General features: G+C 40.1%; 20 protein-coding genes. 2 read left to right on the forward strand and 18 right to left on the reverse strand.

Annotated elements, in window-relative coordinates:
• Position 1: 1 nt before the first annotated feature.
• From PL11_RS09340 to dnaE, 3 genes are all read right to left on the reverse strand, one after another.
• Entirely contained in the window at positions 2-868 is an 867-nt protein-coding gene (locus tag PL11_RS09340) for a CvfB family protein (RefSeq protein WP_035167089.1), read from the reverse strand.
• Positions 869-1,016: 148 nt separating this feature from the next.
• Positions 1,017-2,774 carry a pyruvate kinase gene (gene pyk, locus PL11_RS09345; RefSeq protein ID WP_035167087.1) on the reverse strand — a complete coding sequence of 586 codons (1,758 nt, stop codon included), beginning with the start codon at positions 2,772-2,774 and terminating at the stop codon, positions 1,017-1,019.
• A gap of 216 nt (positions 2,775-2,990) precedes the next feature.
• The gene (gene dnaE, locus PL11_RS09350) at positions 2,991-6,335 is read right to left on the reverse strand and encodes a DNA polymerase III subunit alpha (protein ID WP_035167085.1); all 3,345 of its coding nucleotides are present in this window, start codon (positions 6,333-6,335) and stop codon (positions 2,991-2,993) included.
• A gap of 119 nt (positions 6,336-6,454) precedes the next feature.
• On the opposite strand from dnaE, the gene PL11_RS09355 reads away from it, so the two are divergent.
• On the forward strand, positions 6,455-6,646 hold the full coding sequence (locus PL11_RS09355) for a DUF2929 family protein (protein WP_035167083.1): 192 nt from the start codon (positions 6,455-6,457) through the stop codon (positions 6,644-6,646).
• A 45-nt stretch (positions 6,647-6,691) separates the two neighbouring features.
• On the opposite strand, the gene clpB is transcribed toward PL11_RS09355, so the two are convergent.
• The 15 genes from clpB to rpsU all read right to left on the reverse strand — a co-directional run bounded on the left by clpB (position 6,692) and on the right by rpsU (position 23,282).
• The gene (clpB, locus tag PL11_RS09360) at positions 6,692-9,286 is read right to left on the reverse strand and encodes an ATP-dependent chaperone ClpB (RefSeq protein WP_035167670.1); all 2,595 of its coding nucleotides are present in this window, start codon (positions 9,284-9,286) and stop codon (positions 6,692-6,694) included.
• Positions 9,287-9,408: 122 nt separating this feature from the next.
• Entirely contained in the window at positions 9,409-10,647 is a 1,239-nt protein-coding gene (gene pepT / locus PL11_RS09365) for a peptidase T (RefSeq protein ID WP_035167079.1), read from the reverse strand.
• Positions 10,648-10,661: 14 nt separating this feature from the next.
• A complete protein-coding gene (locus PL11_RS09370) occupies positions 10,662-11,777 on the reverse strand; it encodes a Nif3-like dinuclear metal center hexameric protein (protein ID WP_035167077.1) in 1,116 nt (371 codons plus the stop codon).
• Complete coding sequence (locus PL11_RS09375) at positions 11,767-12,471, reverse strand: tRNA (adenine(22)-N(1))-methyltransferase (protein WP_035167075.1); 705 nt, start codon at positions 12,469-12,471, stop codon at positions 11,767-11,769. Before PL11_RS09375 ends, PL11_RS09370 begins: the two co-directional genes overlap by 11 nt.
• A 103-nt stretch (positions 12,472-12,574) precedes the next feature.
• Positions 12,575-13,708, reverse strand: a complete 1,134-nt coding sequence (gene rpoD / locus PL11_RS09380; RefSeq protein WP_035167073.1) for an RNA polymerase sigma factor RpoD — start codon at positions 13,706-13,708, stop codon at positions 12,575-12,577.
• 20 nt (positions 13,709-13,728) lie between these two features.
• On the reverse strand, positions 13,729-15,564 hold the full coding sequence (gene dnaG / locus PL11_RS09385; RefSeq protein WP_237047540.1) for a DNA primase: 1,836 nt from the start codon (positions 15,562-15,564) through the stop codon (positions 13,729-13,731).
• 129 nt (positions 15,565-15,693) lie between these two features.
• Entirely contained in the window at positions 15,694-17,775 is a 2,082-nt protein-coding gene (gene glyS, locus PL11_RS09390) for a glycine--tRNA ligase subunit beta (protein WP_035167069.1), read from the reverse strand.
• Positions 17,775-18,698, reverse strand: coding sequence for a glycine--tRNA ligase subunit alpha (gene glyQ / locus PL11_RS09395; protein WP_035167067.1), 924 nt, complete (start codon positions 18,696-18,698; stop codon positions 17,775-17,777). Before glyQ ends, glyS begins: the two co-directional genes overlap by 1 nt.
• A gap of 274 nt (positions 18,699-18,972) precedes the next feature.
• Complete coding sequence (gene recO, locus PL11_RS09400; protein WP_035167065.1) at positions 18,973-19,734, reverse strand: DNA repair protein RecO; 762 nt, start codon at positions 19,732-19,734, stop codon at positions 18,973-18,975.
• 23 nt (positions 19,735-19,757) lie between these two features.
• Positions 19,758-20,660 (reverse strand): GTPase Era, encoded by a 903-nt coding sequence (gene era, locus PL11_RS09405; protein WP_035167063.1) that lies wholly within the window; start codon positions 20,658-20,660, stop codon positions 19,758-19,760.
• Positions 20,661-20,671: 11 nt separating this feature from the next.
• The gene (locus PL11_RS09410) at positions 20,672-21,067 is read right to left on the reverse strand and encodes a diacylglycerol kinase family protein (RefSeq protein WP_078256992.1); all 396 of its coding nucleotides are present in this window, start codon (positions 21,065-21,067) and stop codon (positions 20,672-20,674) included.
• The gene (gene ybeY / locus PL11_RS09415; RefSeq protein ID WP_035167059.1) at positions 21,051-21,533 is read right to left on the reverse strand and encodes an rRNA maturation RNase YbeY; all 483 of its coding nucleotides are present in this window, start codon (positions 21,531-21,533) and stop codon (positions 21,051-21,053) included. The genes PL11_RS09410 and ybeY overlap by 17 nt, the downstream gene beginning before the upstream one ends.
• Before the next feature lie 17 nt (positions 21,534-21,550).
• Positions 21,551-22,516, reverse strand: a complete 966-nt coding sequence (locus PL11_RS09420) for a PhoH family protein (RefSeq protein ID WP_035167058.1) — start codon at positions 22,514-22,516, stop codon at positions 21,551-21,553.
• Between the two features lie 31 nt (positions 22,517-22,547).
• Positions 22,548-22,997, reverse strand: coding sequence for a GatB/YqeY domain-containing protein (locus PL11_RS09425; protein ID WP_035167056.1), 450 nt, complete (start codon positions 22,995-22,997; stop codon positions 22,548-22,550).
• 93 nt (positions 22,998-23,090) lie between these two features.
• Positions 23,091-23,282: a 30S ribosomal protein S21 gene (rpsU, locus tag PL11_RS09430; protein ID WP_003553874.1), complete on the reverse strand. Its 192-nt coding sequence runs from the start codon at positions 23,280-23,282 to the stop codon at positions 23,091-23,093.
• Positions 23,283-23,445: 163 nt separating this feature from the next.
• On the opposite strand from rpsU, the gene PL11_RS09435 reads away from it, so the two are divergent.
• A complete protein-coding gene (locus tag PL11_RS09435) occupies positions 23,446-24,270 on the forward strand; it encodes a pyruvate, water dikinase regulatory protein (RefSeq protein ID WP_035167053.1) in 825 nt (274 codons plus the stop codon).
• Position 24,271: the final 1 nt, after the last annotated feature.

The following is a 24,271-nucleotide window of genomic DNA, read 5'->3' on the forward strand; positions in this document are numbered from 1 at the left end:
TTTAATCCCTGTCTTTTAAAATAATCTTGCCATCTTCTTGAGTAATTAATCGTTCCTTTAACAAATGGCCAAGGGCTCTTTTAAAAGCACCCTTGCTAATCCCGAAAAATGTTTTAATGTCTTCAGGATCACTCTTATCTGAGTAAGGTAGCTCCCCATCAGCACTATGTTGCAAAACAGCTAAAACCATTTCAGCATCATCACCAATTGCCTTATATGCCTTAGGTTTAGTGGTCATGTTGATTGTTTGGTCACGCAGTTGGCCAATTATCCGTCCTTCAACAACTTCACCTAAGCGAGGTTCTTGAATTCGCTCGTCTGGATGCAAAAAGGCCAACTCGTAATTGGTGGTCAAAATCCTAGTTCCCGCCATCTTCAGACGGTAAGCTGTTCCCTTGATTGGTTTATTGTTAACAACCTTCTTTGGTTGTTGAGAAATAGCTTGGAAAATCTCCTCATCAGCCAAGTGACCCCAGATTCTGCCCTTATTATCAACACCTAAATCAATCATCAATTTGTCACCTTCTTTAGGCCACAAATCAGTCATTGTTGGCAACTCATCTAATGAGACTACAACGTCCTTATTAGGCAAGCCAATATTAACAAAGACACCCAATCCATGATGTTGTTTGACCACAGTAGCAAATCCGTAATGGTCTCGGCGAATTGCAGGGGCAGTTCTCGTAATTTGTAATTTATGTTGTTCGTTTTCATAGGTAAATCCAGTAAACATGGATCCCAATTTAAGTGGCTTTTTAATTTCAGCCTTATCTAAGGTAAAGGTAGTTCCTTCGATTTGTACAAAGTAACTATCATCATTTTCATCTGTAACTTTACCCGTTAGCACCTTTGCGATTAATTCGTTCATATAAATCTCCATTCAAGACGTTCTTAATTGTATTTTACACGTTTTTACTATTTAGTGCTAATCGTACTAAAAGCATTCCATTCTAGCAAATAAAAAAGTGGAATGGAGAAAATCTCCATTCCACTTTCGGATTTTAACTAGTTAAATGTTAGATTGAGCTTGATGCACCATGGTAAATTACACCGCGACGTGAGTCAACAGTGATTAATTCGCCATCAGAAATCTTGCTTGTTGCGTTAGCAGCACCAACGATAACTGGAATACCCATTGAAATACCAACAACTGCTGCGTGTGATGTTAAACCACCATTTTCAACAACAACTGCTGAAGCTTTTTCAATAGCTGGCAAGTAATCCTTGTCAGTTGAGCTAGTAACTAAAATGCTGCCTTCAGTAACTTTGTTGTTAGCGTCTGCGGCGCTCTTTGCTAAAACCGCTTTACCAATAACAGTCTTGTCACCAACACCTTGGCCTTGAACTAGCTTTGAACCGATCAATTGGATTCTCATCAAGTTAGTAGTACCACTTTCACCAACTGGAACACCGGCAGTAACGATAATTAAATCGCCTTCCTTAGCTAAACCAGTTTCAACGGCTTTCTTTGAAGCAAGTTCAAAGATTTCGTCAGTACTTTGTACTTCGTCAACAAGAACTGGATGTACACCCCAGTTAACCATCAAACCACGACGAGTTCTTTCGTCGAATGTGATTGCAAGGATGTCTGCATCTGGATGGTACTTAGAAATCATCCGTGCAGTGTAACCTGAACGAGTAGCAGCAACAATAGTATGAATACCAAGTTCCTTGGCTACGCGAGCAACTGAGTCACCGATTGATTCAGTGACGTCACTAGCATCGAATTGTGGACGTGGAGTACCAAATTCGTCAAAAGCATTTTCAGCCTTAACGTCGATTCTTGCCATAGTTGAAACAGCTTCAACTGGGTAGTCACCGTTAGCACTTTCACCTGAAAGCATAGTTGCGTCAGTACCATCAAATACGGCATTGGCAACATCAGATGCTTCGGCACGCGTAGGACGTGGGTTTTCTTGCATTGAGTCAAGCATTTGGGTAGCAGTGATAACTGGCTTACCTAAAGCGTTACATTTCTTGATCAAAGTCTTTTGAACCAAAGGAACGTTTTCTGCTGGAATTTCAACACCCATGTCTCCACGAGCAACCATCAAACCATCAGCAACCTTGATAATTTCGTCAAAGTTGTTAATACCTTCTTGTGATTCAATCTTAGGGAAGATTTGTACATGTTCCATGTGCTTTTCTTCAAGTAATTCACGGATATCCATGATATCTTGTGGCTTACGTACGAATGAAGCAGCGATGAAGTCAATATCATGATCCAAACCAAAGCGGATGTCGCTTGAGTCTTTTTCAGTAATACCAGGCAAGTTAATTGAAACGCCAGGTGCGTTAACACCCTTACGTGATCCCAAAAGACCATCGTTTTGAGCAGTAACAACTAATTCCTTAGTAGCATCGTCTTTCTTTTCAATCAATGTGTCCAACAAACCATCATCGAATAATACGTGACCGCCTTCGTGAACATCGTCGAATAGACCTGGGTAGGTTACCGCAATCTTTTCTTTAGTACCTTCTAGGCTGTCATCCATAGAAATGCGGAAAGTATCGCCGGTATGGAATTCAAGCTTACCACCTTGTTGAATAGTGGTACGGATTTCGGCACCTTTAGTATCAAGCATGAATCCAACTGTCTTACCAGTCTTCTTTTCTGCTTCGTGAACTTTGTTCATGCGGTCTTCATGTTCTGGATGATCACCGTGTGAAAAGTTAAATCGGAAAACGTTAGCGCCTGCTTCGATTAGTTGAGCAATAGTGTCAACGTCAGTACTTGCGGGGCCAAGCGTACTTACGATCTTAGTTTTCTTCATAAGAAATATCTCTCCTTGTTTTGATGGACACCCAATATTTAACTGGTGTTCACACCAATCAAATTATCGGTTTTCCAAATTGATTTCAAACTGTATTTTATCACTTTTAAATCGGTCTGTCTGCTCATTTTTAAGGCAATGAGCTATTCAAAAAAAGTTAAATCACTATATAGCAATAAAGAAAGCCCTTACTTGAAGTAAAATTGAATTCCAATTTTACTTATAAACCACATTATCTTGACCTAAAATTGTGATTAATTGATCATAAGTTGGTTTCCCATCTGGTAACCAGTACCGGTTTTCTAATTTAGTTGTCTTTTTGGTAGCTGGTTCGTAGACCACAACAGGATGAGCATCCCCATCCCCCTTTGCCAATTCCCTAATCAGAACAAAAAGTTTCCTCTTATCCGTTCCTTCTGGTAACCGCAAATACCAGACCTTAGGTTGCTGTCTTTTATACTTAGACAACACATTAGAGGCCGGCACCATCTCATTGGCAATCAGCTCCAAAGAATCCTTAGCTTCAACGTTACCGTTGATGAGTAAGACGATATCCTTTTTAAGCCATGACTGCACTTTATTGAACAAGTTAGGAAACACCGTGACAGATAGGTCACCAACGTCATCATTTCCATCTACAAACGCCATTTGTTTCCCTGTCTTCGTACGAATTACCTTTACTTTGCTGACATAAAGCAAAATGTTAACGTTTTTCATGTCAGGAACCAAGTCAGCAATTGATGTAATTGCCATTTGTTCAGCTAGTTTTTTGAAACGCTCAGTTGGATGACCAGATATATATGCTCCTAATAACTCATCTTCCTTAGCCAATTTGGTAACCAAAGGTAGATCATCTAAATGAGGCATCTTGGGTTCCAAAGCTTTAAATAAACTCATTGAGTTACCGGAAAGGTTGATTGAGTTAATGAACTCTGGTGCCGCAGCAATCAATTCAGCTCGGTTATTAGCAAATTCATCAAAACAGCCGGAATAAATTAGTGCCTCAATTGCATCCGGTTTGCGAAACCGTTCGTCAATTCTACTAAGAAAGTTTTGAAATGACTTGTACTTACCATTTTCATTTCTCTCATCAATAATTGCCCGAACAAAGTCACTGCGAATCCCTTTGATGCTTCCCAGACCAAACCTAATTTGCTGATTGGTAAATGTAAAGCTAACTGAGCTTTCGTTGATACTAGGTGCAATCACACTAATCTTTCGTTTTTTGGCATCTGCAACATACTGCTTTACTTTGACAGGGTTACTATGAACTGAGCGAAGTAACGCTACGTGAAACTCTCCAGGATAATGAACCTTTAAAAAGGCTAGTTCCATCGCCATCTTGCTGTACGCGTAAGCGTGGGATTTATTAAAACCATAATTGGCAAACTTTTCGATATATTCAAATGTTTGGGTGGCAACTTGTTCTGAATATCCACGTTGTTTGGCACCATCAATGAAGGTGACTTTCATCCCCTCCATCACCGCAAACTTTTTCTTACTCATTGCTCTTCTGAGCATATCTGCTTGCCCTAATGAGAACCCTGCCAGCTGGTTAGCAACCAACATAACCTGCTCTTGATAGACAATCACTCCATACGTTGGGCTTAATATCGATTTTAACGAATCGTCAACGTATTCAATCGGCTTTGATGAATGCTTACGCTTAACCACTTCGTCAATATTTTCCATCGGTCCGGGACGGTACAATGCGTTTACCAACGCGACATCGTCAAATCCAGTTGGCTCAATTTTTTTCAGAACATTTCTAATCCCGCTTGATTCAAACTGAAAAATTCCAGTTGTATCTGCGACATCAAATAATTTGATTGTCTCCGGATCGTTCAACGGTATGAGTGAAGGATTGATTTGTTTTCCCGTGCTTTTATTGACCTCTGTTAAAATATCAGCCAGAATCGACAAATTTCGTAATCCTAAGAAATCCATTTTTAATAGCCCAGAAGTTTCAACGAATTCTTTGGGATATTGAGACATCACTAATCCTTCGTTACCATCCTGAAGGGGGACATGATTCACAAGTGGATCGTCACTTAATACCACCCCAGCTGCATGGGTTGAATAGTGTCTTGGTAGTCCTTCCAAAGCACTTGCGACCCGAAATAGCTCAGCATTGATTGTTGAGTCGCTAATTAGGTTTCTCAGTCGCTGGGAATGTTCCTTAGCTTCTGTAAGCGAAATGTGAAGGGCATTAGGAATTGCTTTACTCCACTGATTTTGCTGGGTGGTGGTTAGTCCAAAAGTCCTGCCAACATCCCTAATTGCTTGCTTCGCGGCTAACGTTCCAAACGTGATGATTTGGCCAACTCGGTCATGACCATATTTATCACCCACATACTGAATCACTTCATCCCTGCGAGTGTCCGGAATATCCAAATCGATATCCGGCATTTGCTTTCGTTCAGGATTTAAAAACCGTTCAAACAATAAGTTATACTTAATTGGATCAACATCAGTAATTTTCAATACATATGCTACTAAAGATCCTGCTGCTGAGCCTCGACCTGGACCAGTGATAATGCCTGCCTGGTGGGCAAAGTGAATCACGTCTTCAACAATTAGAAAATAGTCATCGAATCCCATCGAATGGATGACACTAAGCTCGTGTTTTAATCGCTGTTTGTATTCATCCGTTTGCTTAATTCCATCTACTTTGACCCGCTCAGAAAGCCCCTGGACACATAATTGCTGAAGATACTCTTGTGAAGAGACTTCCTTATCGTTTTCAAACTGTGGGAGCTTTGGCGTTTGAGTGGTCAATGTGACATCTGTATTAGCAACAATTCGCTCAAGTTCTTGGATTGATCCCTGTAAGTTTTGGTTGATAAACTCCTGCTCAACATCATTTGCTTTGCGCAGGAAATAATCGCCACGCTTCTTGCTGGCATCAAACACATTTTCCAGCTTGACGCCGCTATCGATGGCGTTTAGAACCTTGTTTAAAAAAAGGTCCTCACTATTTAAATACTCAACCGGAACATCTGCAACTAACTTGATGCCATTGTCTGCGGCTGTCTTACTAAGCATATCCACAACGACCGCAGATTGATGAAAATCTACCCCAAATTTAAGCTGGTTATCATCTGGCAAAACTTCATCTAAGGTGGCAACTAAGTCGCTCACTTGTTTAGAATTTCCCTGGACGATCAAGTCTGATACTTCTCCCTTGGCGGGGATAATCATAGTTAATCCTGATAGTCTCCCTTGCAAACCCTTCACCGTTAATTCTTGGCTAGTGTTTACTAAACTAGAAATTGCCATCAAGTTCTGGTATCCTTGGTTGTTCATGGCAACTAGGCTTATCTGATATTGCTGCTCAGACATTATTATTCCGGGAAGCTCAATCGTTAATCCCAATATTGGTTTAATATTATTTTGTACGCAAAGGTTATAAAAAGCGGGGACTGCGTACATTACATTTAGGTCACTGATTCCTAGGCTTTGGTAGCCTAGATCCTTAGCTTTAGTAACTAAGTCAGTTAGTCTAACGGGGCTTTTTAATAAGCTGAATGCTGTTTTTACTCGTAATGGGACAAAACTCAAGTGTGCCGCCTCCCTTTTCCTGTTTTAATTATACCAGAGCTGCCAAGGGCAACTTTACAAATTTCATTTATTTTCACCCGTAATTGTGCTATTATACTTTTGATAGTGAGGTGGGCGTGATGCCAAAAATTATTTCTGCAAATATAGTAGCAATTTTTTGGGCATTCATCTTCGGTGAAGTAATTGGATACATTGCTTCTGCCCTTGAGTTAATGCCATACAATGCCTTAGAAATCGGAATAACTGCTGCATTAACTGCTTTTATTGCAGTTAACGGAATCTTCTTAATTAGCAAGGTTTCTCAAGACTAATAATAAAAAAGAGTGAGCTAATCGGCTCACTCTTTTTTTGTGGATTTATTTATTCGTAGTTGAAAATGCCAGTTGGTCAGCAACGATATCAATTAATACCGTACTTCCAGCCGCAATTTCATCCCCAATTATCATTTTAGCAATTGGCGTTTCCACTTGATTGGTTACGAACCTTTGCAATGGTCTGGCACCATACTGAGGATCATAACCATTATCAGCTACCCATTGCTTTGCTGCGTCGGTAATCTTCAAGGTAATTGATTGAGCCTTAGTTCTGGCAGATAAATGATCGATAATCTTTTGCACGATTTGCTTAATGTTTTCCTTGGTCAGTGGTGCAAAGGTAATCACGTCATCAATTCGGTTTAAGAACTCGGGCTTAAAACTAACCTGCAGTAATTTTTCCACCTGCTGCTTAGCTTGATCACTAATCTTACCATTTTCGTCAGTTCCCGATAGCAGAATGTCTGACCCAAGGTTCGAGGTCATAATCAAAATCGTATTTTTAAAGTTGATGGTTCTTCCTTGACTATCGGTCAATCGCCCATCATCTAATACTTGAAGCAAAATATTAAACACGTCTGGGTGTGCCTTTTCGATTTCATCAAAGAGAACGATTGTGTAAGGGTTTCTTCTAACAGCTTCTGTTAGTTGGCCCCCTTCCTCATAACCGACATATCCAGGTGCCGCACCAACCAGCCGAGATACTGATTCCTTTTCCATGTATTCAGACATATCGATTCTCACCATGTGGTTTTCTGAATCAAATAGGTCTTCTGCGAGTGCTTTAGCTAACTCAGTCTTACCAACTCCAGTAGGGCCAAGGAATAAAAATGATCCCAGTGGCTTGGACGGATCAGCTAGGCCAGCCCGAGAACGCAATACAGCGTCCGACACGGCCGTTACGGCTGCATCTTGGCCAATTACCCTTCGGTGGAGATTATCGGCTAATTTAAGCAATTTCTGCCGTTCTCCCTCAACCAATTTATTGACCGGAATGCCGGTTTGGCGACTAACAACGTTAGCAATTTCCTCACTGGTAACCGACTCAGAAACTAACCAATCATCATGCTGGTCATTACTCTCTAGGTCGTTAATTTCCTTTTCCAAGTCAGGAATCGTCCCGTGTTGCAAAACAGCAGCCTTATCCAAGTCGTAATTGTTTTCAGCGTTTACTAAATCATTTTTTGCTTGGTCAAGTTTTCGCTTTACATCACTGATGTGTTGAATTGACTGCTTTTCAGACCCCCAGCGGGCATTTAATTCGTTAACTCGCTCTTGAATGGAGGCCAGTTCCTTTTGTACACTTGCCAACCGCTTCTTTGACGCAGCGTCTGTTTCCTGCTTAAGAGCAGCTTCCTCAACCTCTAATCTCATTAACTGCCGATTAGCCGAATCTAGTTCGGTTGGCTGGGAATTCATTACAACCCGAATTTCAGCCGAGGCCTCATCAACGAGATCAATCGCCTTATCAGGTAAATTTCTGTCAGTAATGTAGCGATCAGATAGTTTAGCCGCCGCTACCAACGCGTTATCGTGGATTCGCACCCCATGATGAATTTCTAGGCTTTCGCGTAACCCACGTAAAATCGTAATGGTGTCTTCGACCGTAGGCTCCTCGACAAGGACCCGTTGAAAACGTCTTTCCAATGCCTTGTCTTTTTCCATGTACTTCCGATATTCGTCAATTGTTGTGGCTCCAATCAAATGAAGTTCCCCACGAGCAAGCATTGGCTTTAGGATGTTACCTGCATCCATACTACCTTCTGCCTTTCCGGCACCAACAATGTTATGAATTTCATCAATAAACATGATGATCTGACCTTCAGATTTACGAACTTCCTTCAAAACTGCCTGAAGTCGTTCCTCAAATTCACCACGGTATTTCGCACCGGCAATTAGTGACCCCATATCTAATTGGTAGATAGTCTTGTCCTTCAAATTTTCGGGGACATCATTTGAAGCAATTCGCTTGGCTAAGCCTTCGACCACTGCAGTCTTACCAACACCAGGTGCCCCAATCAAAACGGGATTATTTTTATTCTTTCTGGATAAAATCGTCACAACTTCAAGGATTTCTTGGTCACGACCAATTATTGGTCCTAACTTATTTTCTCTAGCCGCTTTAACTAGATCAGTTCCGTACTTTTCAAGCGACTGGTATGAATCCTCTTGGTTCTTATTGACAACTTTTTGGCCACCACGAATGTTTTCAACTACGTTTTGAACCTTTTGTTCCGTAACGTCTTGACTTGCTAAGTAGTCCTTAAACTTATCCCCATGAAGTCTCATCAAGGCAATTGTTAAGGTGTCTACCGCAATGAACTTGTCATCAAACTTATTTTTTACTTGTTCAGCGTTTTGTAAGAGTTCGTATAGATTTGCGGACAAAGACTGCCCGTATGTGATGCTAGAACCTTCGACGACGGCAATTGCATCAATTTCCTTGTCAAGCTCGCGTTCCAAAGCGTTTAAATCCAAACCAAGTTCAGAATAGATTTGGCGGGCTAACTCACCTGGTTGAACTAGAGCTTTAAATAAATGAGCAACGGTGATATTTTGCTGTTTTCTCGTTACTGCAATTTGTTGTGCTGATGAAATAGCAGTCGAAACTGCTTCGGTTAAATTATCAGGATTCAATTGTTTGTCACCCTTTTTCTTTGTATTAAAAAAGTTTGAAATAAACATATATTTCAAACTTCACTGCATATATTCTAACAAATCGGCCTAAAAGTAAACAATTATTTGACCAATTTTGACTTTTATTTTTCAGCGTATAATTTTGCGATTTCCACGATGACATCAACCGCTTTCTCCATTGTTTCTTCAGACACATACTCAAAGCGTCCGTGCATGTTTTCCCCACCAGCAAAAATATTTGGCGTTGGTAATCCCATATACGAAATCTTTGAGCCATCTGTCCCACCACGAACTGGGAAGATGTTTGGAGTAACCCCAACGTTTTCCATTGCCTGCTCCGCAACCTTAACTACCGTTGGATCTTTAGCAACAACTTCCCCCATATTGTAGTACTGGTCCTTTAATTCAACCTTCACACGGTCGACGCCAAAGTCACGGTTCATCTGATCAGCAATTCCAGTAAACAACCGTTTTCTGGCCTCGAAGCGATCTCGATCATGATCACGAATGATGTAAGTCAATTCAGAATGATCAACAGACCCAGAAAAACTATCGATGTGGAAGAAACCTTGACGACCTGACGTTTTCTCTGGTCGGTCATACGTTGGCAACTGGTCATGAAAGTCCATTGCAACCTGGATTGCGTTGACCATAATCCCTTTGGCCTCAGCGGGATGAACATCAGTACCAGTTACGGTTACCTTAGCTGCGGCTGCATTAAAAGTTTCGTAATTCAAATCTCCAAGTGGCCCACCATCAACTGTGTACGCAATGTCCGCACCAAAGTCATCAACATCAAAATGGTCAGCGCCTGTTCCGATTTCTTCATCTGGTCCAAAGCCAATCTTGATAGTTCCATGTTTTAGGTCTGGATGGTCTTTAAAATATGTGATCATTGAGATGATTTCTGCCACCCCAGACTTATCATCCGCACCAAGTAGAGTTGAACCATCAGTGGTTATCAAAGTCTGGCCAGCATATTTCTTTAAACTAGGAAAGACTGCTGGATCAAGCTGATATTCACCTTTGTCATCTAAATTGATTACAGACTTACCATCATAATTTTCGATGATTTTAGGACTGATGTTTTCAGCGTTAAATGCTGCAGTGTCTACGTGAGAAATAAACCCAACTGCTGGGACTTGCTTATCTACGTTACTCTCAAGAGTTGCATATACGTAGCCACTTTGTTTATTAATGTGAACGTTGCTTAAACTCAAGTTTGTTAACATCTGCTCAAGCATTTTGATAAATTCAACTTGATTGCTTGATGATGGAATCGTGTCTGAATTTGGATCAGACCTGGTATTAATTTTCACAAATTTCAAAAAATTAGGGATAAGTTCTGCATATTTTGCCATGATAGTTCCTCCAATTATTTAAATGTAAATGGATCTGTATTAATTTTTGATTCAATGATTTCAATGTCCCAGTCATCAGCCGCTTTCCATTGGTTAAACAGGTCAGCAAGCTTTGCTTTGCAAACACTTTCGATGTGGTGGCCGGGATCAATAACTGGCATATCGGCTGCTAGCATATCATGTCCAGTGTGGTAATAAACATCCCCAGTCACATAAACGTCAGCCCCCAGTTTTTGGGCAAGTGGGTAAAATTTACCACCATCTCCTCCAAGAACGGCAACTTTTTTCACCGGTTTACTTAAATCATTCGCAATCACTCTTAGACCTTGGACCTGGAATTTATCCTTCACAAGTTGAACAAATTCATCCAAACTCATTTCACTTTCCAAATCACCAATCCGCCCCATAGTGTATTGATGCTGCTTATCTTGCACCTTAATAATGTTATAGAGTGGCTTATCAAGTGGATGCACATCATGAAGTGCGTGCATAACCGGCTCCAATTTGCTCTTAAATAGTTCAAATTCTAATCGGGCGTCTTCTCGTTCTGTTGGTTCCCCAACGTTGCCAATTTCTGGATTTGAGAATGATTTAGGGACATAGTAAACCGTCCCGTCAATTTCATAAGTATAGCTAGTATATTCACTACTATTGACTTCAGCACCAGCATCAACTAAGGACATCCGGACAGCTGCCGAATAAACCTTAGGTACCTGCACCGTTAGTCGGTAAACCGGATCTGCATATCCAGGAACCATCCCAGATAGATCAGTTAACCCTAATTGTTCTGCTAGCCAGTCATTCATTCCACCATCCGCAAAATCCAGATTGGTGTGCGCAGAATAAACGGTAATGTGATTTTGTAATAAGGTGGCATACATCTGATTTTGTGGGATCGATAAGTCCAGATTTTTAGCAGGGTGAAACATCATTGGATGATGAGCAAAGATCAAGTCAACACCGTTAACAATGGCTTCTTCAACTACTTCTGGGCGAACGTCTAACGTTGTCATCACTTTGTGAACCTTGGCATCAAGTGAGCCAAGTTGCAGGCCAACTGGATCATTGTCCATGGCCAAATGCTTAGGAGCGAATTGTTCGAAACGTTCAATTAATTGTCTAACCTTCACCTTCAAGCATCTCCTCTATCATTTTAATTTCAGTAGTAAATTGCTCAATCTTCTCTGGCTCAGATTTCTGCGATTGCTGAATATTTTTCAAAATAACCTTTTTTTGTGATAATTCATCACGCCATTTTTGCAAGAAAACGGTGTTTTTTTCTTGTCTAAGATGCGGACCGAAAAATAAATCGGCTCGTGAATACTCTGGCTGATCGGCCAACTTTTGCCCAACGATGATTTCGTAAGTATGACCATCTTCTGCCAAAATTTCTTCAGCAGTAATGGTATACCCATATGACTGTAACCAGCGTCTAACATTTTCTTCACCAACGTTAGGTTGAAGAATCAATTTTTCTTTCCCAGTAAGTTTATCCTTACCTGTTTCTAAAATATGGCTGATCAGGGCACCGCCCATACCAGCGATTGTAATGTGATCGACGTTATCGTCTGGTTCAATTGCAGCTAATCCATCAGCTAAGCGGGGATGCAATTTATCAGTTAACCCCTCCTTAGCAATTTCGTGCTTTGAATTTTCAAGCGGTCCCTGACGAACTTCGCCCACAACTGCGTAATCAATTACCCCATTAAGTGCAAGATTGATTGGCAGGTATGCATGATCAGAGCCAATATCGGCTAATCTACTACCTGATTCAACGTGCTGGCCAACTGTAGCTAGTCGGACAGATAAGTGTGTACTATTCATTGTTTACTCCTATTTTTGATTGTACTTTAATTATAATTTATATATATGTAAAAAAACAGGTACGGCCACAAAACAATTGTTTTGAGTCGTACCCGGCTAATAATTATTCTAAAAAGTCTTTAAGTTGTTTACTACGTGATGGGTGGCGCAACTTTCTCAAAGCCTTAGCTTCAATTTGTCGAATTCGCTCACGCGTAACCCCAAATACCTTACCAACTTCCTCAAGAGTTCTGGTTCTTCCGTCATCAAGCCCAAAACGTAAACGAAGAACGTTTTCCTCACGGTCAGTTAAAGTGTCTAGGACACCTTCAAGCTGCTCCTTTAATAACTCATAAGCAGCATGATCAGCAGGTGATGTAGCGTCTTGATCCTCAATGAAGTCGCCTAAATGAGAGTCGTCCTCTTCACCAATTGGGGTTTCCAATGAAACGGGCTCTTGAGCAATCTTCAAGATTTCTCTAACCTTTTCAGTTGGCATATCCATTTCGGCACCGATTTCTTCAGGTAACGGCTCACGGCCAAGGTCTTGAAGTAACTGACGCTGGATTCTAATCAATTTGTTAATAGTTTCAACCATGTGAACTGGAATCCGGATAGTTCTAGCTTGGTCAGCAATGGCACGAGTAATGGCCTGACGGATCCACCAAGTGGCGTAAGTTGAAAATTTAAATCCCTTTCGGTAATCAAACTTTTCAACAGCCTTCATTAGTCCCATGTTACCTTCTTGAATTAAATCAAGAAATTGCATTCCCCGACCAACATACCGTTTAGCAATTGAAACCACCAAACGAAGGTTGGCTTCAGCAAGTTCTTGCTTAGCTTCTTCATCGCCGTCTTCAATTCGCTTAGCTAAACTAATTTCCTCGTCCGCACTAAGCAACGATACTCGACCAATTTCTTTAAGGTACATTCTAACTGGGTCATTGATTTTAACTCCAGTAGGAGCAGATACATCAGAAAGTTCCTTTTTAGTAACTTTCTTAGCGGCATCAATTGCCCGAGGATCTGGATCACCGTTTTCATCGACAACACTAATTCCGTTATCTTCAACTGATTCTAGTAACCCTTCGATACCTTTTTCATCAAGAGCGTACTGTTCAATGATCTTTTCACTCAACTCATCATAAGTGATGTGACCGATTGGCTTGTTTTTCTTAACAATCTCGTTTAATTCAGATTGATAAACTAATGTCTTTTCTACTTTTGCATCTTTTTTAGTTTCGTTCTTTTTTGCCATTCAAAATGCCTCCCGGTACGTTAGATGTGTTTTCCCGCTTGTTTTTTTTGTTCTAATTGAACAATTTCAATTGTTAATTGACGCTGCTTTTGTACATCACCGATTGCTACCGCCTCCTGAAGTGACTGGCGCTTTTGTTTCAGTTGATCAACGACCGGTGCTCTATTCATAATCACGTTTACATAGTCGTTGATTTCACTTTCGGTTGACTCAACTGCCAAATCGAGCGAATCAATGTCCATTAGCAAAGTTTGTAGAGAATTTTCTGTTATAAAACTACTTAACGTAGCTACATTATACTCGTCAAACTTGGTAAAGTAACCTTCGGCCAAAAGATACAGCATTTGAAAGTCCTCGTCAACAAATGCGAAGTTTTCAATTCCTTGTACCATCAGCCAAATATCATGATTGTGGAGCATTCGGTTAAGCAACCGTGCCTCTGCAAATTGGACAACGTTCCAGTGACGTTCCGACTGAGCCGACTGGCGAATTACAGCTGGCGGCACCGGCGGTTGATCAGCGACAGCCACTTGAGACTGACGCTGATTACTCTGAATTAATGGTACTAACCGGCTGGTCAACAATTCCTTGCCAACCCCAAACTCAGTTGCCACCTTATTCACATACAAATCACGGGTGATTGGCGATGGCTCCTTAGCAATCACTGACAGGGCCTCAGAAATGTAATTGCTAACATCAACTTCGGACTCCAAATTGTATTGCTTTTTCATAAATTGAAGTTCGAAGTCAATCGGCGAGCTGGCGTGTTTTACCAATTCCATAAATTGATCAGCACCCCGTTGACGAACAAATTCGTCAGGATCTAACCCGTCAGGAACGGTAACAATTTTTACGGCAACCTTTGAATTGTTTGCAAAGCTATCAATGGCGCGTTTAATTGCCTTTTGTCCCGGAGTATCACCATCGTATGAAATTACCACCTGACTAGTAATCCTAGAAATATCGTAAACTTGCTGGTCAGTTAAGCTAGTTCCCATCGAAGCAATTCCAGAATGGATACCAGCCTGGTCTGCAGAAATAACATCCATGAAACCTTCCAACAAAATTGCTGGATCGTTTTTTCTGATGCTTAACCTCGCTGAGTCAAGGTTAAACAAGACTTTACGTTTATTGAATATCTCAGTTTCTGGACTATTTAAATATTTAGGTGATTCGGGATCTTTTACTAACAGCCGCCCAGAAAAGGCGACCGTTTTACCATTCTCATTTCGAATTGGAAACATCACTCGATCTACAAATCTGTCATAAATGTCCCCAGAATCATTTTCTGAAAACAACCCAGATTTTCTCAGTAATTTAAAATCGGTTTTCTTCTCTTCGAAAAATGGCTTTAATAATCTTTGCCCAGGGGCAAAACCAAGTTGATATTTTTCAATCGTTTCATCCGTCAAACCGCGTTTTTTTAAATATTCTAAGGCTGGCTGGCCCAGTTTTGTATTCATTAAAACGTGGTGATACAAGGTGACTGCTTGCTCATGAACCTGAATTAGTTGTGATGCGAGCGAATTAGTTTGCTGTGCTTGCTGAGATCCCCCAGAAGTATACTTTTCATCCAAGGGAATATTTTGAAGCTCAGCTACTTTACGAACCGCCTCCGGGAAGGTTAAATTTTCAAGTTCCATTAAAAACTTAAAGACGTTACCGCCTCGGCCACAACTAAAGCAGTGAAATATTTGCTTATCTTCAGATACGGAAAAAGATGGGGTCCTTTCCTCATGAAAAGGACACAGGCCGAACAGGTTTTTCCCAGATTGAGTTAGTTGCACGTATTGAGAGACCACATCCACAATGTTAACTTGTGAACGGACCTGCTCAATCACTTCCTCAGGGATCATTGCCAATTGCATTCGCCTCCCATCTCTTAGTTCCATTCCATTAAAAAGTCGCACCAGAAAGTGCGACTTAATCTTTGCGACACATATAAGATAATACCATACAAAGAATGATTAAACAATCAAATTAGTCTAGCCTTTAACAACCAATTCATCAAAATTACCAACGTGCATAATCAGATCTGATAAAATCGTCAATTGTTTCAAACGGTTATTCTTTAATTGTTCATCCTTAGCCATGATCATAGTGGCGTCGAAGTATTTATTAATTGAATCTTTAAGTGAAGTTAACCGGACAAATGCTTCATCGGCACTTACATTATAAAAACCATCACTAGCTTTGTTTACTGCATCGAACAGTTCTGATTCAGAATCATTTTCAAACAGTGAACTATCAACTACTAGCTCAGAATCTTCAAAGCTACCCTTTTGAGAGATTCTCAATACTCGGGTCAACGACTCGACACTTTCCTTAAAGTTATCATCATTTGAGTGACTAGTTAGAACTTTACCACTTTCAATGTTAAACAAGATATTAGTAGCTGAACCGCTAGTGACTGCGGCACTAATATCATACTTAGTACCCAAATCATTAAGGTATTGGCGAATTCTGTCTTTAAAGAAGTCAGAAATTGCTGAAATTTGATCTTGCATAGGAAGTTCCGGTGCAACCTTAGAATCGGACATCAACTTAATAACATCAGTTAACGCCGCTTCCAAGTCAAAGCTCCATTGCTTGTCAGCTACAATTCTAACAACACCTGAGGCTTGTCGTCTCAAGGCATATGGATCATTTGATCCACTAGGAATCATCCCCGCTGCAAAGAACGTCAAGATTGAGTCCAACTTGTCAGCAATTGCCAAGACAGAACCAACCTCACTTGCTGGCAATGCTGAGCTTGCAGAAATTGGCATGTAGTGTTCACGGATTGCGGCCGCTACTTCTTTATCTTCACCATTTAGTAAGGCGTACTTTTCACCCATAATTCCTTGAAGTTCAGCAAATTCACCAACCATACCAGTTACCAAATCAAATTTATAAATTTCACTAGCTCGGTTTAGGTGATCAAGTTGTTCTGAATTTAAATCAAATTTCTTACCAAGATAGCTAGCAATTACCCCAACCCGTTGCATCTTCTCATACATAGTTGAAATTTTATCGTGGAAACTAACTGTCTTCAAACGGTCAACGTATTGGTCAATCGTCTGCTTCTGATCTTCTTCGTAGAAGAACATAGCGTCTTCAAGACGCGCAGTTAAAACTTTTTCGTTTCCGGCAGACACGTTTTCGATTGCCTTGTCATTACCATTACGAACTGACACAAAATGTGGTAATAGTTTGCCTGATTGGTCGGTTACGTAAAAGAATCTTTGATGATCTTTCATCGATGTAATCAATACTTCATCAGGAATTTTAAGGTATTTTTCATCGAAATTACCGAAAAATGCCGTTGGCCATTCAACAAGGTTATTAACCTCTTCCAAAAGGTCTTCATCAATATTGATCACCCAATTGTTTTTATCAGCAATCTGAGCGATCTGTTTTCTAATTAGATCTTTTCGTTTGTTAGCATCAGCAATCACAAATTGCTCAGTTAATTTTTCTTCGTATTCATCACAATTTGCCAATTCAACTTGTTTACCTAAGAAACGATGACCTGAAGTCAATCGATCTGACGTAACATCGAGAATTGTGATTGGAATTACTTTGTTATCAAGTAAGGCGACAATCCATTTAATTGGGCGCACAAATTCAAAAGAATACTCGCCCCACTTCATCATGGTTGGAAAATTCATTGCCATAATGACGTCTTTTAACCCAGTTAAAATTTCTTCCACTGTCTTACCCGCGATGTGCTTATCAACATACACATATTCAACACCCTTAAGTTCCTTGAAGGTGATGTCGTCAACAGTTGCTCCTTGACCCTTAGTAAATCCAATTGCAGCTTTTGTCCAGTTGCCGTCAGCATCTTGAGCGATTTTTTTAGCAGGTCCCTTAACTGTTTCATCAATGTCAGGTTGCTTATCACTTAAACCAGTAATTTTTAATGCCAATCTTCTTGGAGTGCTGAAAGTTTGAATGTCAGAAAAATCGATTCGCTGATCCTTCAAGTAATCTGCTGTCCGTTTCTTTAATTGATTAATACTTGGGGTAACAACGTGAGCAGGCATTTCTTCTAAGCCAACTTCTAATAAGAAATTCTTAGCCATTATTTTTCCTCCTCATCTTTCAATAATTCTTGGCGTTTTTGTTCATCTTTAATCAATGGGAAACCAAGTTTCTTCCGTTCTTCAACGAATTCCTTGGCAACCATCCGAGCCATGTTCCGAATTCTTGAGAGGAATCCGGCCCGTTCTGTAACTGAAACTGCTCCACGCGCATCTAACAGGTTAAACGTGTGGCTACATTTTAGAATGTAATCATACGCAGGGTGAACCAAGTTCATATCAAGAAGTCTATGAGCTTCTTTTTCGTAAGAGTTAAAGAAGTTCATCAACATTTCTTGGTTGCTTTCCTCAAAACTATACTTTGAATGTTCAAATTCTGGCTCTTTGAAAATGTCCCCATACTTAACGTTATCAGACCATTCAAGATCAAATACTGAGTTAACATCTTGAATGTACGAAGAGAGACGTTCTAGTCCATAGGTGATTTCTGAAGCGACAGGATCCATTTCTAACCCACCAACGATTTGGAAGTACGTAAACTGGGTAATTTCCATCCCATCAAGCCAAACTTCCCAACCAACTCCGGCACATCCCATTGAGGGATTCTCCCAGTTATCCTCTACGAAACGGATATCATGTTCAAGGGGATCGATTCCTAATTCGCGAAGACTATCCAGATATAATTCCTGAATGTTTTCTGGGGATGGCTTCATAATCACTTGAAATTGGTGATGTTGGTACAAACGGTTAGGGTTTTCACCATAACGACCATCAGCTGGCCGTCTTGATGGTTCAATGTACGCTGCATTCCATGGTTCTGGACCAACAGCCCTTAAAAAAGTGTATGGGCTCATAGTTCCAGCACCCTTTTCTGTATCATAAGCTTGCATCAACATGCAGCCCTGTGCAGACCAGTATTGCTGCAATCGTAATATTATTTGTTGCACGGACAATTTTTCAGTCATTACTAATTCCTCCTAATTTTTGCCGCAAAAAAATCCCTATGAAGAGTGAACTGAATACAGCTCATTCAACATAGGGACGATATTATCGCGGTTCCACCCTAATTCTGGCATAAAAACCAGCACTTAATTTTCGACAACGAAAGCGCCAAGGGTTTCTAGTCAGCTCTCACCGTTCTGACCTCGCTTAAAAAACCACGATTTAAAATTCTCTCTAAACGTCGAATTATTTAACTAAAATAATGATAGTTGACACCATGCTAAATGTCAACGCGCACTACATCTTAAAGTCACCTAATTGGTCTAAAAAACGTTTGCTTTTTGGAACGTAACCAACGCTTCGCGAATAAATTTGGTCAATTACCTTTCTTAGGCGTTGCTTTGTTTCAGCGTTGACATCAACCTTATTCAACTTTCGCAAATCGATTGCAGAAAACAGTCGTAAATAATAAATCGTTCTTTGATCGAGGTGCATTCGGTATGGGTCACGGTCCCAATGATTTGAGCAGAGTAGCCCACCAAATGACTCAGAATAATCAAAAGGCAAATCATTTCGGTGACAAATTGAGCAATCCACCCAATTAGGCGCCACCCCAAATGCCTCAAGAAGCTGAATTTCAAATATATTAGTGATAATGCCAGCATCAAAGCCATCATTCATCAGTGCTAAACCAATTGAAAGCTTGTCAAACCACTCAGGAATCTTCACGCCATCTTGAAATGCAAAATCAATTAAAGACATTACGTAAGTAGCATAAGCGTTAATTTCAATGTCATCACTAATTTCCTGATAATGGGCAATAGTATTCCCGCCATTTAAATATGAGAGTCCATCGCCTTTGATAACCCCATTAAATGTGCCGTATGTAAAGGGCAAAACTGCCGCTCGGTTTTTATACGTCGGTCGTTTTGCCCCCCTAACCAAAAACATCTTTTTGCCAAACTGCTTGGTCAAAAATTTTATCAACAGGTCATGTTCTCGGTATGGCTTTTGGTACATCAATATGCCGGTAAAATCTGTAGCGCCAGTTTTTGCCACGATCATTTACCTCCGAACTCAAATTAATAGTTATCCTTGCGGTAACCATAAGATTGCAACAATGATTGCTTGTCACGCCATTTGGGTTGAACTTTGACCCACAATTCAAGGTAAATTTTATTTCCAGTTAAGTTTTCAATATCTTTTCTAGCAAGGGTCCCAATCTTTTTCAGCATTGAACCTCCCTTACCAATAACAATTGCTTTTTGGCCATCACGTTCCACGATGATTGTTGCTTGAACGTTAAGAATATCATTTTCATTCTTAATTCGTTCAACAAAAACAGCCGTCGAGGTTGGGATTTCCTGACGAGTAAGCTGGAACACCTTTTCACGAATGAGTTCCGAAATCACAAAACGTTCTGGGTGATCAGTAATTTGATCTTCAGGGTAATATTGTGGCCCGTTAGGTAATTCACCAACCAGAGATTCAACCATTTGTGGAACGTTGTTACCTTCAAGAGCAGAGATTGGGAAGACTTCCTTGAAAGGCAGTGCATCCTTATACTGCTCAATAACCGATAGCAAATCATCCGGAGTAACCTGATCAATTTTATTAATTATCAAATAGATTGGTTGATCAACCTTTTTTAATTGGTCAATGATGAAGTTATCGCCAGCACCGCGGCGTTCAGTTGCGTTGACCATAAACAAAATGGCATCCACTTCTTTTAGAGTTGATAATGCTGAATCAACCATAAAGTTTCCTAATTGATCCTTAGGTTTGTGAACTCCAGGTGTATCAATGAACACAATTTGTGCGTCATCTGTTGTGTACACTCCCTGAATCTTATTACGTGTGGTTTGAGCCTTGTCACTCATAATTGCAACCTTTTGCCCAACAACTCTGTTTAAAAATGTTGATTTACCAACGTTTGGGCGGCCGACAATTGCCACAAACCCTGATTTAAAATTTGGATTATCCATAATTTACCTCACTATTTGATTAAAGAAACAATTCTAGGAATAAAAATTAGGCAGCCAATAATGGTTGCAAACAACGCTGACAGCAGTACGCCACCCGCACCAATGTCCTTAGCACGTTTTGCCAAGTCATTGTAATGTGGACCAACGATTAAGTCCACAACATTTTCTACTATGGTGTTTAATACTTCAGAGCCAATCACCGCAAAAAATGCCGCAAACAACCATAACCAGTCATTAAGATTGATTTTGAAGATAAATCCTAAAATCAAAACAACTGCAGAAATAATCAAATCAAACCGAAAATTTCGCTCTTCCAGGATTAACCGACAAATCCCAGCAATTGCGTGTCTTACGGATTGAAAAAACGATTTGTTTTTTTCGACTTGACGCTTATCTTTTAAGCCCATAAGCATTTAGTATTTCCTTTTGGAGTGGGAACATCACATCCGCATCTTCCTTCTTCATGTGGTCATAGCCATTGAGGTGAAGAAATCCATGAACGACTAAAAAGCCAAGTTCACGGTCAAATGAATGTTCTAAGTAATCAGCTTGTTCAGCAACTTTATCAACGGAAACAAAGATATCACCAATATTTTGCGGAATCTCCTCTTTCAGAGTGTCATCCAAAATAATTGGCAAATCATCTTCACCTTCATCTTCAATTGCAAAACTAATTACGTCGGTTGGGCGATCAACATCGCGGTACTCACGGTTGATTCGTTGTATTTCATCGTTATTAACTAAAGTAACTGACATTTCTGCATTATCAGGTAGATGAATATATTCACCAGCAAAATTTAATACGTTTCTGATTAATTTAAGTTGGTCTTCAGTTACTTTTTCTGCTGTCTTGTCATAAATTTCTAAATCCATTAATTACTCCTATCCAGTTAACCAGCGTTATCTTCATATGCATTGATAATTTTTGAAACCACAGGGTGACGAACAACATCTTTTGAGTTGAAAGAAACAAACTCAATCTGATCGATACCCGCCAGAATTTTTTGGGCGGCAACTAAACCACTCTTAGCATTCCTTGGCAAATCAATTTGTGACACGTCACCATTAACAATCATTTTTGAACCAAAACCTAATCTAGTCAAAAACATCTTCATCTGTGAATTAGTTGTGTTTTGAGCTTCATCCAAAATTACAAATGCATTATCCAATGTCCGCCCACGCATATAGGCTAACGGTGCAATCTCGATTATTCCTCTGTCTAATAAGCGTTCGGTATGCTCTGTTCCCAAAATTGCGTGCAAAGCATCATATATGGGTCTCAGGTATGGATCAACCTTGTCTTTTAAGTCACCAGGTAAGAATCCTAAACTTTCACCAGCTTCAACAGCGGGACGGGTTAAAACAATTCGGTCAACGATTCCCTTCTTAAGTGCGGCAACAGCCATAACGACAGCGAGATACGTTTTACCCGTACCTGCAGGACCAACACCAAATACAATGTCATGTCTTCTGATTGCTTGGACATACTGTCTCTGGCCGAACGTCTTGACACGAACAGCGTGATTTTTTGCATCTTTAATTAGAACCTGGTCATAAAGATCAGTAAAGTACTCCAAAGTACCATTTTCAGCCATGTTCAGTGCGCTAACAAAGTCACTTGAATTAACACTGATTCCCTTTTCAATAAGTCCCAAAATATTTTGCAGAATTACAATAGCTGTGTTTACAGGTTGTTCATCACCTGAAACTTTCAAGCTATTACCAAAAACATTGATTGAAACGTTGAGCCCACTTTCCAAAATTGAGACATACTCATCTTGAGTACCAACAATCGTGAGTAGGTGGTTTGGGTCTGAAACGATAAATTCCTTAGTTACTACTTGTTCTTCTGCCAATAATTACGGCTCCTTTTCCGGTTATTTATGATTAACTTTGAAGGTGCTCCTTCACGAGCTTATTAATTACGCTTCCATCAGCTTGGCCCTTAACTTTAGGCATAATTGCCCCCATGACCTTACCAAAATCAGCCATTGATTCAGCACCAACCTCAGAGATAGTTTCACTAACAACCTTAGAAACTTCTTCCTCAGACATTTGTGCCGGAGCATAAACTTCAGTTAACTTTAGTTTTTCTTCTTGATCAGCAACTAAATCATCACGATTGCCCTTTTTAAATTCGGCAATTGATTCTTTGATTTGCTTGATTTCTTTTAAAACGATTTGGCCGACCTGTTCGTCAGTTAAATCTTCGTTATTATTATCTACCTTGGCATTTGTGATTTGGGACTTCAATCCACGAATCACACCAAGTTTAATCTTATCTTTAGCTTTCATTGATGCCTTTAGATCAGAATTCAATTGTTCATTAATTGACATTATAATTCCTCTTTTCGATTATACATAAATTTTAACATTAAAAAAGACCGAAGACTAACACATATTAGTCATCGATCCTTTAATAATTACAAATTAGAAACGGCGCTTCTTCTTGTTGTTACGCTTACGTGCCGCCTCAGACTTTAACTTACGCTTAACACTTGGTTTTTCATAAAATTCTCGTTTACGATATTCTTGTAGTGTACCGCTTTTAGAAACTGTACGTTTGAAGCGTCGAAGAGCATCATCAAGAGACTCGTTTTTACGAACGACTGTCTTTGCCATATGAAATTCCCTCCCTCCGAGCTCAAAGTTTAACAATTCTGATGTCGTAACACCAAAACGGTTCGAAAATAATTATACATACTTTGATAAACCACGTCAATTGTTTCTGGTAAAAAGAGTTTCCATGTTAAAATTTATTTAAATAAATCAAGGGAGCAGGAATATGACAACTAAACAAAACATCTACATTATTTCCGATTCAAGCGGTGGTACCGCCCAGACCATTGCCCAAACTGCGGTATCGCAGTTTCCTGATGTAATTGCCGAAATCAAGCGATTCCCATTTGTCCAAACATCATCGATGTTGGCCGGAATTTTAAAGCTAGCTAAACAAAATCAGGCAATGATCTTTCATACCCTAGTCAATACTGATTTAAGTGACCAGGTAAATAATTTCTGTCACGAAAATGGGATGTACAACTTTGATTGTGTCCAATCGCCAATGAATATGCTCGCAAAAGCCACGGGACAGACCCCAGCTCACGTACCTGGCCTCATTCATGACTTGAATGAAAATTATTTTGAACGCATATCAGCAATTGAATTTGCGGTTGAAAATGACGATGGTAAAAATGCCAAAGGTCTCCTACAAGCAGATGTTGTCCTTTTAGGTGTCTCCAGAACGTCAAAAACGCCCCTCTCGCTTTATCTAGCTAACCAGAACCTCAAGGTAGCTAACTTGCCTATTGGTCCTACAATGCAAATTCCTGACGAAATAAAGCAGGTCGAGACTAAGCGGATGTTTGGATTAATCAATACACCTGAGAAATTAAGCCGAATTCGTAAGCAACGAATGATTTCGTACGGTCTTGATGCAAACACCCCATATTCAGATCCTGAAAATATCAAAAAAGAGCTCGACTTCGCTAAGAAACTTTATCGAGATTTGGGTTGTTTAACAATTAATGTTGCCAACAAATCCATTGAGGAAACCTCAACCATCATTCTCGAGAGTTTAGACTTAGACGAAACCGAGCTCGAACCTTAAC

Origin of the sequence: Lentilactobacillus curieae, from assembly GCF_000785105.2 — a bacterium.
GTDB classification, from domain to species: Bacteria; Bacillota; Bacilli; order Lactobacillales; family Lactobacillaceae; genus Lentilactobacillus; species Lentilactobacillus curieae.

What these genes read in the sequence shown, in the direction of transcription:
- PL11_RS09340 (WP_035167089.1), bottom strand. Translation starts at nt 868, where the DNA reads ATGAACGAATTAATCGCAAAGGTGCTAACGGGTAAAGTTACAGATGAA.
- pyk (WP_035167087.1), bottom strand. Translation starts at nt 2,774, where the DNA reads ATGAAGAAAACTAAGATCGTAAGTACGCTTGGCCCCGCAAGTACTGAC.
- PL11_RS09355 (WP_035167083.1), top strand. Translation starts at nt 6,455, where the DNA reads ATGCCAAAAATTATTTCTGCAAATATAGTAGCAATTTTTTGGGCATTC.
- pepT (WP_035167079.1), bottom strand. Translation starts at nt 10,647, where the DNA reads ATGGCAAAATATGCAGAACTTATCCCTAATTTTTTGAAATTTGTGAAA.
- PL11_RS09375 (WP_035167075.1), bottom strand. Translation starts at nt 12,471, where the DNA reads ATGAATAGTACACACTTATCTGTCCGACTAGCTACAGTTGGCCAGCAC.
- rpoD (WP_035167073.1), bottom strand. Translation starts at nt 13,708, where the DNA reads ATGGCAAAAAAGAACGAAACTAAAAAAGATGCAAAAGTAGAAAAGACA.
- dnaG (WP_237047540.1), bottom strand. Translation starts at nt 15,564, where the DNA reads ATGATCCCTGAGGAAGTGATTGAGCAGGTCCGTTCACAAGTTAACATT.
- glyS (WP_035167069.1), bottom strand. Translation starts at nt 17,775, where the DNA reads ATGGCTAAGAATTTCTTATTAGAAGTTGGCTTAGAAGAAATGCCTGCT.
- glyQ (WP_035167067.1), bottom strand. Translation starts at nt 18,698, where the DNA reads ATGACTGAAAAATTGTCCGTGCAACAAATAATATTACGATTGCAGCAA.
- era (WP_035167063.1), bottom strand. Translation starts at nt 20,660, where the DNA reads ATGGATAATCCAAATTTTAAATCAGGGTTTGTGGCAATTGTCGGCCGC.
- PL11_RS09410 (WP_078256992.1), bottom strand. Translation starts at nt 21,067, where the DNA reads ATGGGCTTAAAAGATAAGCGTCAAGTCGAAAAAAACAAATCGTTTTTT.
- ybeY (WP_035167059.1), bottom strand. Translation starts at nt 21,533, where the DNA reads ATGGATTTAGAAATTTATGACAAGACAGCAGAAAAAGTAACTGAAGAC.
- PL11_RS09425 (WP_035167056.1), bottom strand. Translation starts at nt 22,997, where the DNA reads ATGTCAATTAATGAACAATTGAATTCTGATCTAAAGGCATCAATGAAA.
- rpsU (WP_003553874.1), bottom strand. Translation starts at nt 23,282, where the DNA reads ATGGCAAAGACAGTCGTTCGTAAAAACGAGTCTCTTGATGATGCTCTT.
- PL11_RS09435 (WP_035167053.1), top strand. Translation starts at nt 23,446, where the DNA reads ATGACAACTAAACAAAACATCTACATTATTTCCGATTCAAGCGGTGGT.